The organism is Paenibacillus sp. J53TS2 (assembly GCF_018403305.1).
In the GTDB taxonomy this organism is placed as follows: Bacteria; Bacillota; Bacilli; order Paenibacillales; family Paenibacillaceae; genus Fontibacillus; species Fontibacillus rhizolycopersici.
On the sequence record NZ_BOSK01000001.1, the window covers coordinates 398,450 to 412,786 of the forward strand.

Consider the following 14,337-nt stretch of genomic DNA (forward strand, 5'->3'; position numbering starts at 1 on the left):
GCCCTCCTCTATTCGTCTGAACTGCCCAAAGGTCATTCACTTGGCTTCCCTGCCGCTTCCAAAGCCTCGGCCAAGCCCTTTACATCGAGACCGTCCACGGCAAAAGCTCGCCGTACCAGCTCAGGCGGCATAAACTCATCGTACTTGCCTAGATAAGGAGCCTCCGATGCCGCCAGCAGCGCCTCCGGATGGTCGACGGATGCGAGTTCTGCCCGAATGGCGGACAATAGTTCCTTGGCGCCCGATCTCCCTGCCACAACCATATAATAGGGTTCCATCGGCACCACCTGACGCAGCCCCATTGGGTCTGTCAGATTATGCTTCAGCAAACGTTCCAGCGTGCGGAATTGCTTGCTTCCTGCCCAAGGCAAAATAAACAGCGAGTCGCCCCCCGCCGGAATCACCGGGCTGTTCAAAAGCCCGCTTTCCCGAGCTAACCGCCGCGCCCGCTCCAAGCGGTTGGCTGCGCCCGGAGCGAGGTACGGGTACAACGTATGCTCCTCCAACACCTGGCGCATTTTCTGCATGACCCGGCTATGAACATCTCCTCCGGCGCCGAGCCAGAGCGTATCCACCTTGCCGCGGGAGGATTTCACGTACACCGCTTTATGCTTGCTGTCCACTTCCTCGACCTTCCACATCTTCCCGGCCAGCGAGAAGCAATAGCCGGGCGGCGGCACGGTGGTGATGCTGCCGATTTCCTCGGAGCCGTTGTAGACGACATGCTCCTCATCGTCCTTAAAGACGGCATAGAAGCGGAAGTTGTTCACGACCTTCTCCCCGCCAAGTCCGATGATCAACGTACCTTCTTCGGTCTGCTGGATGTGGTCGGTCTGCAGCAAATACTGCAGCATCCCTTTGTACTCCTCTGGCTCGACGCCGCGAAACGCCGGCAACGTCAGCACGGCCCGGGCCAAATCGGCCGGTTCCGCTTCGCCGATGCTCTTCAGCGTGCTCATCGTCTGATGGTATAACACGCCTATCGGCTTCTTGCGGAGAGCTACGGGTTCTACCCAGCGCTCACGGACGTAAAGCTCGATGACGGCGATGGCCCGCAGCAGCATCCATGGCATCCGGGCAGGCAATTGGGCGTCCTCGTCCTCCTCCTCCGCACAGAGGAACATCATCTCCGACGCCTGATCTCCGCGCCGACCGGAGCGGCCCAGCCGCTGCACGAAGCTGGAGCAGCTATATGGCGCGCCCAGCTGGATAACCCGCTCGAGCTCACCGAGGTCGATGCCGAGTTCCAGCGTCACCGTCGCCGCGGCGACCGCCGGGCCGGGACCGGAGCGAAGCGCGGCCTCGGTCTCCTCCCGCAGCATCGCGGAGATGCTGCCGTGGTGGATATGAAACACGTCGCGCTCCTCCCGCTTCGCCGCAATCCGGCGCAGCTCCAGTGTGGTCAGCTCGGCGTCAGTGCGGCTATTGGTAAAGACGAGCGCTTTTTTGCGATGGGTGTTGTCATAGATGAAGTTGTAATAGTTCTGCTTGGCCAGCTCCAAATGCTCCGCTTCCCGTTCGTCCCGGGCATCCGGGAAGGAGAAGTGCTCGACCGACAGCTTCAGCTTCCGACCGCCCTGCGGAGAGACGACTTCTACCGGCTGCGGCGTACCCGCCCCAAGCCAACGAGCGGCGATATCGTAATCCCCAAGCGTAGCCGACAAGCCGATTCGCCTTGGCGAGCAGGAAGCCATTCGCTCTAATCGGGTCAACTGGCTGATCACCTGAATCCCCCGGTCGGCCCCCATAAAAGCGTGCACCTCGTCGATCATGATATACCGCAAATCATGGAACAATGCCGGGATCGCATTCGGGCGGTTCATCAGCAGCCCTTCCAGCGATTCAGGAGTAATTTGCAGCACGCCGCAAGGGCGCTGCATCAGCTTGGTTTTCTCCGCTTGCGCCACATCGCCGTGCCAATGCCAGACGGGGACCTCCCCGTCCCGCAGCAGTTCCTTGATCCGCTCGAACTGATCGTTAATCAGCGCCTTCAACGGTCCGATGTATAGAATGCCGACGGATTCCGAAGGCCGATGATAGAGCTCTGTAAGCGCAGGGAAAAAGGCCGCTTCCGTCTTCCCCGACGCGGTCCCCGACGCGATCAGGAGATGATTAGGCGTGTCGAACAACACCCGGCAGGCTTCTACTTGAGCATCGCGCAGCGAATCCCAATGTTTGCGGTAAATGTATTCCTGAATGAACGGAGCCAGCCTAGCAAACGGATTCCCCCCGCTCATAGCTCAAACTCCGCCAAGAAATCGTCCAACTCGTCGGTGCCGCCCTTGTTCTTGGAACCCTGGTTCCCGGATGCCGCATACTCCTGCTCCCGTTCGCCCATCAGCTCCTCGAAAGACAATGACGGCTGCTGATGCAGCAGGTGCAGCACATCCATGAAATCGCGCACGACCTCGCGTGTCGTCAGCAGCTCCTCGGCCCCAAGCCGATTCACCGCCGCCTGCATGAAGGCGATCAACTGTTCATCGGCCAAACGCATTTCATAACCGAAATGCAGCGCGTGAATCTCCCGCAGCTTCTGCAGCAAAAGCAGGATCTCTTCATGAGACAGCATGTCCAGCTTCAGAATGGGCGAGGTATACGAACGGCGCGTCCCGCTGCTGTAACGCCCGTCCATCAGCCGCGTGCGAAGTGCATCGTAGCTAAACAACCCGCGGCGTTCGTCCTCGACGAACTGCGGTGTCCCGCCTAAGTAGATGCCCAGGTACTGTGCTTTCCCTTGCATCGTGTCGTTAAACATCGTCAGAAGCTTCTCGTAATTGCTTTGACGGGAGACGCTGTTCGTGATTTTGTACAGGTTTACGCCTTCGTCGATAAAGAGCAGCAGCCCGCGATACCCGATGCGCACCGCAAACTCCGCCCATAATTTCATATAGTCGTACCAATTGTCGTCATCGATGATGACGCCGACGCCCAACTCTTGGCGTGCCTCCGTCTTGGTTGGGACCTCTCCCCGCAGCCAACGCAGGGCGGCTGCTTTCCGATCATCATCGCCAAGCTTATACCCCGACCAGTAGGCGGCCAGGACTTTGGCGAAGTCGAATCCATGCACCAGACTTTGCATCTCGTTCGTCACCGCATATATCCGCAGTTCTACTGCATCATGCAACTGCGGATCGCCGGGACGCAGGCCGGTGGCCTGCATTTGCTCCTGCTGGAGGGCGGCGATCCACTTCTGCAGCATCGTCTCCAGTGCGCCGCCGTCCGGCCGCGTTCGGGTCGACAAATGCATCATCAGTTCCCTGTAAGTCGCCAGGCCCTGCCCCTTCGTTCCAACCAGCCGGCGTTCCGGCGACAGATCGGCGTCGGCCACCACGAAGTCGCGGTCCATGGCATAATTGCGAATCATCTGGAGCAGGAAGCTCTTGCCGCTCCCATAACGTCCGGAAATGAGGCGAAAAGCCGCTCCGCCCTCCGCAATATTGTCCATATCCTGCAGAATCGACGCTACCTCCGGTTTACGCCCGACCGCAATATGCTCCAGTCCCACCCGCGGCACGACCCCGGCCGTCAAGGAATTGACGAGCGCCGTGGTCAACCGCTTCGGAATTTGCATCTGTTTCATCCACCATCACCTCATCGTTCAAAACTTATCCTCTATGTGATCAGCGCTGGATTAACGCCCTGTTATCAGCCACTTGCCAAGCTCCACACGGTAATCCTCCAAGATTTCGTCCCCATCGACCAAGAGATCCCCGATCCGCTCCATCGCGAGTTCGTTGATTTCATCGACCAGCAGCTCAGGCATAGAACCGATTTGCTCGGCGATCATTTGGCGTTCCGCAGCGCTCTGCCCCTGGAACAAAGCGGCCAGCATTTGCGCCTGAGGCGCGGTGAGACTCGCGAACAGATCCTGCCATTCCTCCGACAGGGTTACAGACGCCTCTCCTTTGGTCTCTAGGGTCTCGCGCCGTTCCTCGATCGGCGACAGAAGTACCTCTTCCGGCACCTGCTCATACCCCCGCTCAAAATCAAAGGTCGGCTGCAGCGGTTCGGCGACTGATATCCTCGGAGAACTTGCGACCTTCTCCGGCGGCAGACCCGGTGCTTCCGGCGCAAACGCCAGCGTCTGCTCTTCGCTCAGCAGCATGTCCCGCACTTCGTTGGATTCCTGCTGAAGCTTGCGCAATTTGGTCGCGTTGATTTTCACCTTAGGGATCCGGGCCTTCGCTTCTTCCGCCTTGCGACGATCGAACTCCTTGCTCAGGAATCGGTCGACCAAATGTTCAATCTCTGGCCCCACGTCGATTCCTCGAAGCTTCCCCTTATAACCCAACTGCTCTCGCAGCTTGTTCTCCGTCAGACGAACGAGTTGGGTCAAGAATGCGCGCAGCGGCGGATGCCCGCTGTAAGGCAGAATGGAGACCGGCTTGGTTCGACCGTATAGATCATGGTCGTACACGGCGCTGCGGAACAGGAAACGGGATACTTTCTGTTCCATCGGCTTATGCAGCTCCAGAATTCGGCTTCCCTTGCTCTTTAAGAGATAGCCGTCCACCAATGAAACCACCTTCGGCACATAGTTTCGCAGTTCCTTACGTCCCTGCTCCAAATAAAAACGGCTCTTCTCCACGTCATAATCAATCAACGTGAGGAGCAGCTCCCAGCTCACATCCAGCGGATCCGCGGTGAATCTTCTGCGCCATTCTAGCTCCCTCAGCTCCGTCGACAAATTGCGCGGGAGCTTGGCCATCGGCTCCGCAGGCGGCATCTCTAAATCGAACACCAAAGCCAGATCATACAACCATTCCCGCACATAAAGATCCAGCTTGGGATAACGCTGTCGATACCCTTGCCAGACCCGTTCCATTAACGTGTATCCCTCGGCGGGTTCCGACCAGCCGACCCCATGGATCAGCTCGTACAGGTAGATAAATAGATACGACAGGTCGGTGTCCGGATAACGTCCGGAGCGGACTTCATTCCGCCAGTACAAATACCATTTCAGCTGCCTTGGCTGCATTTCTTCATAAGTCGGCCAATACGTCTGAAAAGGGACAAACTCCGCCGTTTCCGCTACAGCCGTCTCCAGTTCCTTCGCTTTCTGGACGAACAGCTGCTCCCGCGAAACATAACGAAAATCCTGACGCCAATCCATATCGCGCTCCCACAGATCCGGCGCTACAACTCGGCTCACGGGCTCCGCCTTGCCGTTCGCCTGCTTCGTGATGTCATCCACTTCCAATTCGGCGAACGTCCATCGAGGTTCCGTTCCTAACCGCCGCTCTCGATCTCTATGTACATGTAGGCCGAAAAAGCCGTGTTTTTCGTCCGTTCCATCCTTCATCGTCCCAAAACCTCCGTCACGACCAGTCTATCATCGAACCGAAAATTTGTTCGCCTTTTGAATACTATTTTGCCCTCCCTTATAATGAAAAGCAACAGCAAGTTGCCAGGGAGGGCGAAAGTTTGATGAATAAATGGCTGAAGGCCTTATTATTTTTGATCGGGGCGGCCGTTTTGACCCGATTGATCCCATTCTCCGATTGGTTCCGCATGCTAGATACAATGGTTCATGAGTTAGGCCATGCCATCGTCACATTGTTTGCGTCCGGACAGGTGCTCCGTATCGAATTGCATCCTGATCACAGCGGCGTTACCTATTCGGTACTGGCTTCAGGCTGGAGCCAATTGGCGGTATCCTTGGCCGGTTATATCTCAGCTTCGCTGTTTGCGGTAGCGATGTTCTTCGGTTATTCTCGGCAAAATCAAGCTGCCGGCCTTGTCCTCATCAGTATCTTGGCTTTGGCATCGTTGCTGTTGTTCGTACGATCGGGATACGGCCGGGGGTGGTTGATCCTGTTTGTGCTGATCAATGGGGCGTTCTTTCTACTAGGGGGGCGAATACGCAATTTCTATTACTTGCTGCTCGCTTTCTTATGCCTGGAGGAGTCGGTGATGGGGCCCGTCACGCTGCTGTTGAATTCCATCGTTTCTCCTAGCCAAGCGGGTGACGCGACCAATCTGGCCCAGCTTACGGGAGTTCCCCCTCTGGTCTGGTCGTTGATATTTCTAGCTATCTCATTGATTTGCGCCTTGTCCGCCTTGCAATTGTATTGGAATGACCGCAAACGGAGTCGGGAGAAGAAAAGAATGAGCGGGTCAAGCTCGATAAGCCCTTGAAATCGGCATCACTTTTCCTTCACAATCGTACATCTCAGCACATGGACTTCCTGATTCTCACGAATCATAGCATCGACATCGTCGCTGGATTCCATATGGTCCTGCACCTCACATACTGCTGATGTTAAAACGATTCCCGTCCGGATCATAGAAATGAAAACTGACCAACCCTTGAGTCAGAAACCCGCCTATGCCGGAGGTTTCGATCCCGCGTTGTTTTAAATATTGATGATATTTGAACAAGTCCTGACGTTCTTGAATCCAACATACCGGCTGGACTTGACCGTCCACTTTCCCCACATAAGCCTCTTTGTTTTTTTGTTCGAGCACCCAAAGCGACTTGTTCTCCGAATGATTTAGCTTTAGCTCCATCACCGCGTAGCCGCCGGCTGGATGATGCTCAACGCACTTCATTCCCAAATGCTGCCCGTACCATTGAATCGACTCGTTTAACCGGCTGACCCCCAGCCTGACCCAGGAGGGCGCCAAATCGGAGGAAGGCAGCGATCGATCCTCTTGGAGCGTTAACCGGATCCCTTCGGCGGTAGCCCAGACATCGAAGTACCTGGTTTTGGGGCCCAAATACACGGTGGATACCCGCACTCCATCGGTCACAAAAGCGCGCCGCAAGCGATCCAATTCCCGGGTTCGAAAACACAATCGAAGATCGGGATCCACGGTCCCGCGTTCGGCATAATGATGAGGGAGCCGGGTTCCCGTAAGATAAGTAACCAGCCAGGTCCCAAAGTCCATCTGAGTCATTTTGCCCTCTGAACAACGGGGATCGACCTTCCCATTTTCTTGCCGAAGCACCTTCCACCCGAAATACTTCTCGAACCACTCCACGACCTGATCATGATTATCCCACAACACATCGATCGTTTGACCGTCAAAATAAAGCTCGGGGATCTCCTTGCCCGTTGCCATAGGGGAACCTCCTTATATCCAGCTGTTTTCAACCCTATTATCCCTGAACCCGTCCGAATGATAAAGGAAAATATTTGCAAGATGCGCCGCTTCCATCTGAAACTTTTGTTCATATAATGCGACTGGATATAACAAAACAAGTTTAAAGAATGCCGATTTTGAGGTAAGATGGTATTCGATGTTTCTATGAACTAGGGATTGGAAAGGAACGGTGAGATGGATCGGCAGCAGCAAATCATTAAACAAGCCGAACAATTCGTGCAAGAAGTGCACAGCGGTGATGGGAGCGGACACGACTGGTGGCATATCCACCGCGTTCGGAATACGGCTCTTGCCATCGCTCGCAAGGAGCAGGCGGATGTATTTGTTTGCGAGCTTGCGGCTTTGCTGCACGACGTGGCGGACGAAAAGCTGAATCCGTCCAAGGAAGCCGGGATACTGCGTGTCCGCAGCTGGCTGGATGAACATGTGAGCAATTTGTCCGTTAATCAAGAAGTCATGGAGATCATCTCCACGATGTCTTATAATGGCGGCAAAAATCCTCCGATGTCTACGCTCGCCGGACAAATCGTTCAGGATGCGGATCGGCTTGACGCCATCGGGGCGATCGGGATAGCCCGAACGTTTGCTTTTGGCGGATCCAGAGGCAGATCCATGCATGAACCAGGCCAAGATTTCTCGGATCATGACTATCGCAGCCGCGGAAAAACGACGATCTATCATTTCTACGAAAAGCTGCTCAAACTGAAAGATTTGATGAATACCCGGCATGCCCAAAAGCTGGCCGAATCGCGGCATGAATATATGCTGCGTTTTTTGGAGCAGTTTTACCGGGAATGGGATGCCACCGATGAACATCAGGACGAACAAAACACAACAAATTCAGGTGATATGAGTGAGAATCGCATTTTTTGATTCAGGCATCGGCGGCTTAACCGTGTTAACGGAGGCCATGAAGAAGTTGCCGAAGGAAGATTTTCTTTATTTTGCCGATACGCTCCACGTGCCTTACGGGACCAAAACGCTGCCCGAAGTGAAGCGATACGTTCAGGAATCGGTTAGTGTCATCATGCGAAATGACATTAAGGCTTTGGTCGTAGCCTGTAATACAGCAACCAGTGCCGCCATTGAAGAACTTCGGCGCATGTACCCTATTCCGATCATTGGCATGGAGCCGGCCGTCAAACCGGCCGTCAAGCGAAGTCAAGCTGCCGGCAAACGAGTGCTGGTGTTTGCGACCTCTTTGACGTTAAGCCTATCTAAATATACCGACCTGGTAGCTCGGGTGGACGACCACAAGGTGGTGGATTCCATGCCTCTGCCGGAGTTGGTGCAATATTGCGAACAACTCCAGTTCGATCGGGAAGAGATCGAGCGTTATTTCAGCCGCAAGCTGTCCGGCATTGATCTTGGGCAATACAGCACCATCGTACTCGGCTGCACGCATTTTCCTTATTACAAGACGATTCTGCAGCAAATTTTGCCGCCTCATATCGAGCTGATTGACGGCAGTCACGGCACGGTAGAGCGGTTGTGCTCTTTGATCGGCGGTTCGACCCTCTCCACTCAGGGGTATACGGGACATATCGAGTTCAGATGCTCGGACGAAAACCCGGCTTATCTGGACAAAATGGCGCGAGCACTGGATTACCTGCAAACGCAATATGCACGATAAATGAAGAGGCTGCTTATGTAAAAGTCTTGTCCAGGCGATGAATCGCTCGGGGCAGGACTTTTTTCGCGGGGGCATAGGGGTTGGTTTACTCCATCTCCTCATTCAATAGAACCATATGGATATGATCTTCCCACTGCCCGTTGATCTTCAAATACCTTCTGGATGTCCCCTCATTCTGAAAACCCAGCTTCTGGACCACGCGAAGCGAGGCCTGATTCCTCGGCATGATGTTCGCTTCAATCCGGTGCAAGCGCATTTCGTGAAACGCATGGTTTACCATCGCTTCGACGGCTTCGGTCATCAATCCTTTTCCTTGTTCCTGCTCATCGATCTTATAGCCCAGATGGCAGGATTGGAACACGCCTCTAACGATATTGCTCAAAGCCACCGCCCCAATGATTCTACCATCAAGGAATAACCAAAATTTACAGAGCGATCCTTCGTGGTTCTTAGCCGCCTCGTCCCGCAGCAATTCCTGTTGAACCGAGGAAGTGTAGAAGTCCTCCGTTCTTAGCGGTTCCCACTCCTCAAGATAGGTTTTATTCCGAACGGCAAACGCTAAGACCTGATCCGCATAGGTATCATCGATCATTTGGAGCGTCATGCGTTTCGTAGTGATTTTGTTTTTCATGGGTAACCTCTCTCTATTCGTTAGTCGTCATTCTTAATTTGGAACTCGATATTATATCGTTGCCTTAGAGAAGTGAATATCTTGCTTTACCCTGACGCTGGCTTTATACGCTTCGCTGAATCCTAGGGTTTCGATCTTTTGCTTCAAGACATATCTCTGTTCCAGGGTTGTCATTAGTTCCTTGGCCAAAAGAGACGGGGTTAACCGGATTTCTCTAGCATTGATCCACCTGGCTTCACATCGTTCCCCTAGTAACGTAGCTTCAAAGCCTTCCCTAAACCAAGGATGTTCCTCTTCTTTGGAAACGCCGGGTTCATTCAGGCAAACGTAAAGCGAGATGTCATCACATAGTTGCAACAGCATGAAATGCCGTTGGATGACCTCTTGAGGAACGCTTAGTTTGTCGGTGATCCGACGCTGCCTTTCTAGCTCATGTTGGTAGAATCGAACGCACGCCTCGTCTAGCGAATCCCTGATATGCATAAAAGAAGCATAGTGGAGACTGCACAACAAAGCCGCGTATTCATTCATGTTCTCCACTTCGTCGATGCCTTGCTGATATTTTTCAATTTTCGGGGTTAGCGGATAGTCCATGAAGGAATACGGCGCCCGGCTCTCCGTATTCCAAATTGGCGAGGCATCAAGCGGGATCCAGCCTCGGTCATGCTGATCTATGGCTAGCAAAGCACTTGATAGAAACTCGTCATTCAGAAATAACTCCTTCTCCAAATGGCTGGCGATTTCACCCGCCAAGCGCGCATGGTCATGCTGGGTGATCATCACAAATTCCCGCTCCGTCTCTCGAATAATCATAGTTCCACCGCCTTTTCGTTGTGCATCTATCATTTATTCCGATATCTTGGTACTGATAGTCTGATGATCCGCTTCGAACCCCAACGTACCTAAAATCAATGCAAGAATAGTTAGCTTTTTCATAGATCCTCCAGAAAATGATCTCTTGCTTCATTATAACGGAACGTAGGGCCGCTATTCGAACATTTCCCGATTATTTCCCATGCTAACGGAACCATAAGCCGCTATTCGGCTAAAAATGGAGCTGACGGGGCCTATTTCGACCCAATAAAGTCTTCACGTTCCGTTAGAGTTCACAGTCTCGTGTTTGCAGCCAAATAGCGTCACTTAGTTCCGTTAACACTCGACCCACCTTCCTGCGAAGGTGGGTCGAGTTAAAACAAGATGATTAGAAAGACGGCAACTCCACCCAAACCCCGGGCGTTTCCGCCGCTTTCATCCCATACTCGATCACGGCGATCACGGCGACGGTTTCGGCAGGGTCGACCATAGGCTGGCCGGTTTCGAAGAACGTCACCATATTCCTGATGAACGGCTCGAAGAAATTGGAGATCGCGGAGGCTTGCGTAAAGGTTTCGTTGCCGTATTTGATACCCAGCGTAAATGGGCAATTGTCCCCTAAATGGTGGATCGTGGCACGGCGACCTTCCCCGAAATCGATGAGAAGCGCGGGAGAATCTGCCGTTCCAGTATACATGACCCGCTGCGGATCGGCTCCCATCAGCCGAACGATGGGCTCAATTTGATGGATCGAATAGTTGTCAAATGCGCCCGGCCCCCAGCTGCTGATCGTTTGGATTCCGGCCGGGTCGATCTCCGCATATTCGCTGGCAAAGCGGAGCGCAGACGTTGAATACATCGGTGTATCGTGATGTGCGGCCAGCTCGAATAAGCGAACCGCTGTCTCCCGATCCGGAGCAAACGTCTTGTCGATGTAAGTCGGCTTGCCTGACTGGAGCGGCAGCTGGGACAGTTCTTCATGAAATTCCGGGTTATCGGGAGACAACACGATCAAGTAATCGCTTCGCTCGACGACGTCTTGGATGGTCGTCAGCAATTCGATCCCGTTCTCCTTACACCAGGCTTCGTTCGTGCGTCCGTTCTCCTTGTCTCTTTTCCCATACGCATACGTCACCTTCATAGCGCCATCTGTAGCCTGCTCGATCCACCCGGGATATTTGTTGGCGTGGAACTGGTCGAGGTGAAGGTCGATAAATCCGATTTTTTTCATGGGATGGCGATTTCCTCCCCTTTGTCGGATGAATCATAGATAGCCTGGATAATCCGGGAAGACAGAATAACGGTATCAATATGCGAGGGCTGCTTCTCCCCCGTTTGGATACATTCCAGAAAGCTATCGATTTCCTGCTGATACATATTGCCTGAGGTGAATTTCGGCGTCGTTTCGGTCAAAGCGCCGTCTGTTGCCGTATAGAAGGTAAAATCCCCTCCGTAGTTCAGTCGAATGCCGCCCTTATCGCCCAAAAAGTCGATAAACATCTCCTCGACCCCGATGTTCTGGGCCCAAGCTCCGTTCAAGGAGATCGTGGGACCTTCGGTGCGGATCAGCGCGGTCACGAAATCGTCGACATCATAGGTGCCGTTATAATCCGGCGGTCCTGCCCACATTTTGAGGTAAGTATAGTTAGCCATCTCTTTCCCCAGCTTGGAGTAAGCCTGCCCGGTGACGGTTTGGGGTTTCGGATCGCCCGCGCAATACATGACGATGTCGAGGAAATGAACGCCCCAATCGATTAACGCGCCGCCGCCGGCAATGGCCTTCGTGGTAAAAGCGCCGCCCAAGCCTGGAATCGATCGATGTGAACGGAAGCTGGCATAGACATGATACAACTCGCCGAGCTCGCCGTTTTGAATCATTTTTTTGATGCGGTTCACGCTTTCGTTATACCGGTTGACTACCCCGATATTCAGAATTTTGCCCGTCTCATGCTGAACCTGCTGCATCTCCAGGGCTTCTGCGTAAGTGCGGGCTGCCGGTTTTTCGCACAGGACATGCTTGCCTGCCCGCAGGCATTCCATGGCGATGGAAGCGTGTGAAGCATTCGGCGTACAGATGGATACCGCATCGACCTCCGGATCTTCTACGATCTGCCGGTAATCCGTGATGGCTTCGCCGCATTCGTATTTGGTAACAGCGGCTTCCGCCCGATCCATCAGAATGTCGCAAAAATACTTGATTTTCACCTGCTTGTGAGCTAAGTAGGACGGGATATGGGCGTGGTTCGCAATCGTGCCGCAGCCAATCACGGCAATGGTTACTTGGTTCATCGGCTTACCTCCTACAACGTGAAATAGTCGCTTCAAGAAAGTCTATGATGATTCCTAGCATACCAGATCCATCGCGAATTGAGATGAGGTCGAGAGCGAATGCACATCAGATTACCATAAAAGGTCACCCGCCTCCCGTACCGTTCTCGTGCTGATCCATCTACAATAAATGCAATCATGGACATTCTGACGCCTAGCTCTTAAAACCAAGCCAAAGGAGAATACATGCGATGAAACGCGAAATGCAGGCCGATATCGTGATTCTCGGGGGCGGGACCGGTGGAACTGCGGCGGCCCTGGCTGCCGCGGCTTCGGGCAAAACCGTCATCATGACGGAAGAGACGCTCTGGATCGGCGGACAGTTGACCAGCCAAGCCGTTCCGCCCGATGAGCACCCGTGGATCGAGTATTTTGGTTGTACGAGAATGTACCGGAACTTCCGCGAGGGCGTCCGCCAATATTATCGGGAGCATTTTCCGATGACGTCGGCGGCAAGGAACCTGCCCGAGCTCAATCCTGGCGGCGGCATCGTCAGCCGGATCAGTCACGATCCGCGTGTCGGCTTAGCCGTGCTGCAGCAAATGCTAGCTCCGTACATTCATAGCGGAAGGTTAACCCTACTGCACAATTACCGAGTACGACATGCCGAGACCACCGGGGACGTGGTGAACAGCGTTACGGTACGTCATCTCGGCACCCGGGATGAGCTCGTGCTTCAGGCTCCGTTTTTTATCGATGCCACCGAGCTTGGCGATATGCTACCGCTGGCTGGCATCGAATACGTGACCGGCGCGGAATCCAAAGCGCAGACCGGGGAACCTCATGCCGTCGACGGCGAACCGGAGCCACAGAACATTCAGGGCTTTACTTATTGCTTCGCTGTGGATTACGCGGAGGGAGAAGAACATCTCATCGACAAGCCCAAGATGTACGATTTCTGGCGGCAATATCGAGCGGATTTCTGGCCGGATCAACTGTTAAGCTTAACCGGCGTGAGGCCCTCCACGAACAAGCCGGTCGAGTATGAAATTTTCCCGGGTCACGGAGGCAAATTTCCGCTGTTTCAATACCGGCAAATCCTTGACCCCACTCATTTTGACAACCGCTTCGGTTTTCGTCCGCTTTCTCTGGTCAACTGGCCGCAGAATGACTATTGGCTGGGCTCCATCATCGACGTCCCGGAAGAGGAAGCCGCGCGCCATTTGCACCAGGCCAAACAGTTGAGCCTGTCGCTATTGTATTGGCTGCAGACCGAAGCTCCCCGGCCGGACGGCGGGCAAGGTTACCCGGGTTTACGCCTGCGCCGCGACGTCGTCGGAACGGAGGACGGACTCGCCATGGCTCCCTATATCCGCGAGTCGAGACGAATTCAAGCGGAGTTTACGGTGCTGGAACAGCATGTTGCTACAGCTTCCCGTCCGGACGGTGTAGCCGAAGTGTTCCCGGATACCGTCGGAGTCGGCTGTTACCGCATCGATTTGCATCCGAGTACAGGCAACCAGCCGTATATCGACATTTCCTCCCTGCCCTTTCAAATCCCGCTGGGCAGCTTGATCCCCAAACGGGTCAAAAACGTGCTGGCAGCAGGCAAAAATATCGGAGTCACCCACATCACAAACGGCTGCTACCGGCTTCATCCCGTAGAATGGAACATCGGCGAAGCGGCAGGAACTTGCGCCAGCTTCTGTTTGGACCGCAACCTCTTTCCTACAGATGTTCGCAATCATGAAGAAACTTTATCCGATTTTCAGCAGCGCCTCCTCGATCAAGGGGTTGAATTGCAGTGGCCAAAGCTGCGTCCGGTCTAATCCGAAAAAAGATCATGCCAGCCTGCGGATGACTTCATCCATAGGCTGGCATTTTA

At 53.9% G+C, this 14,337-nt stretch carries 12 protein-coding genes; 4 read left to right on the plus strand and 8 right to left on the minus strand.

Annotation, left to right across the window (positions count from 1 at the left end):
• Nucleotides 1–32: 32 nt before the first annotated feature.
• The 3 genes from KJS42_RS01940 to KJS42_RS01950 are packed head-to-tail and all read right to left on the minus strand — an operon-like array spanning nt 33 to nt 5,302.
• Nucleotides 33–2,237, minus strand: a complete 2,205-nt coding sequence (locus tag KJS42_RS01940) for a DEAD/DEAH box helicase (protein ID WP_155605190.1) — start codon at nt 2,235–2,237, stop codon at nt 33–35.
• Nucleotides 2,234–3,580, minus strand: a complete 1,347-nt coding sequence (locus KJS42_RS01945) for an ATP-binding protein (RefSeq protein ID WP_155605189.1) — start codon at nt 3,578–3,580, stop codon at nt 2,234–2,236. Before KJS42_RS01945 ends, KJS42_RS01940 begins: the two co-directional genes overlap by 4 nt.
• A gap of 51 nt (nt 3,581–3,631) precedes the next feature.
• On the minus strand, nt 3,632–5,302 hold the full coding sequence (locus KJS42_RS01950; protein WP_213621800.1) for a TerB N-terminal domain-containing protein: 1,671 nt from the start codon (nt 5,300–5,302) through the stop codon (nt 3,632–3,634).
• A 125-nt stretch (nt 5,303–5,427) separates the two neighbouring features.
• On the opposite strand from KJS42_RS01950, the gene KJS42_RS01955 reads away from it, so the two are divergent.
• A complete protein-coding gene (locus KJS42_RS01955; RefSeq protein WP_213621801.1) occupies nt 5,428–6,138 on the plus strand; it encodes a M50 family metallopeptidase in 711 nt (236 codons plus the stop codon).
• Between the two features lie 108 nt (nt 6,139–6,246).
• Here the strand turns inward: KJS42_RS01955 and KJS42_RS01960 are convergent, their stop codons facing one another.
• Complete coding sequence (locus tag KJS42_RS01960; RefSeq protein ID WP_155605185.1) at nt 6,247–7,065, minus strand: VOC family protein; 819 nt, start codon at nt 7,063–7,065, stop codon at nt 6,247–6,249.
• A 216-nt stretch (nt 7,066–7,281) separates the two neighbouring features.
• Here KJS42_RS01960 and KJS42_RS01965 point away from each other — a divergent pair, with 216 nt between their 5' ends.
• Nucleotides 7,282–7,980, plus strand: a complete 699-nt coding sequence (locus KJS42_RS01965) for an HD domain-containing protein (RefSeq protein ID WP_213621802.1) — start codon at nt 7,282–7,284, stop codon at nt 7,978–7,980.
• Nucleotides 7,961–8,740: a glutamate racemase gene (murI, locus tag KJS42_RS01970; RefSeq protein WP_193415110.1), complete on the plus strand. Its 780-nt coding sequence runs from the start codon at nt 7,961–7,963 to the stop codon at nt 8,738–8,740. Before KJS42_RS01965 ends, murI begins: the two co-directional genes overlap by 20 nt.
• A gap of 85 nt (nt 8,741–8,825) precedes the next feature.
• Here murI and KJS42_RS01975 read toward each other — a convergent pair whose 3' ends face one another.
• The 4 genes from KJS42_RS01975 to KJS42_RS01990 form a co-directional block, all read right to left on the minus strand.
• On the minus strand, nt 8,826–9,371 hold the full coding sequence (locus KJS42_RS01975) for a GNAT family N-acetyltransferase (protein ID WP_213621803.1): 546 nt from the start codon (nt 9,369–9,371) through the stop codon (nt 8,826–8,828).
• 51 nt (nt 9,372–9,422) lie between these two features.
• Nucleotides 9,423–10,184 (minus strand): DUF3891 family protein, encoded by a 762-nt coding sequence (locus KJS42_RS01980; RefSeq protein WP_213621804.1) that lies wholly within the window; start codon nt 10,182–10,184, stop codon nt 9,423–9,425.
• 388 nt (nt 10,185–10,572) lie between these two features.
• Nucleotides 10,573–11,415 (minus strand): Gfo/Idh/MocA family oxidoreductase, encoded by an 843-nt coding sequence (locus KJS42_RS01985; RefSeq protein ID WP_213621805.1) that lies wholly within the window; start codon nt 11,413–11,415, stop codon nt 10,573–10,575.
• A complete protein-coding gene (locus KJS42_RS01990; protein WP_155605180.1) occupies nt 11,412–12,473 on the minus strand; it encodes a Gfo/Idh/MocA family protein in 1,062 nt (353 codons plus the stop codon). The genes KJS42_RS01985 and KJS42_RS01990 overlap by 4 nt, the downstream gene beginning before the upstream one ends.
• 230 nt (nt 12,474–12,703) lie before the next feature.
• Here KJS42_RS01990 and KJS42_RS01995 point away from each other — a divergent pair, with 230 nt between their 5' ends.
• Nucleotides 12,704–14,281 carry an FAD-dependent oxidoreductase gene (locus tag KJS42_RS01995; protein WP_213621806.1) on the plus strand — a complete coding sequence of 526 codons (1,578 nt, stop codon included), beginning with the start codon at nt 12,704–12,706 and terminating at the stop codon, nt 14,279–14,281.
• Nucleotides 14,282–14,337 lie beyond the last annotated feature (56 nt).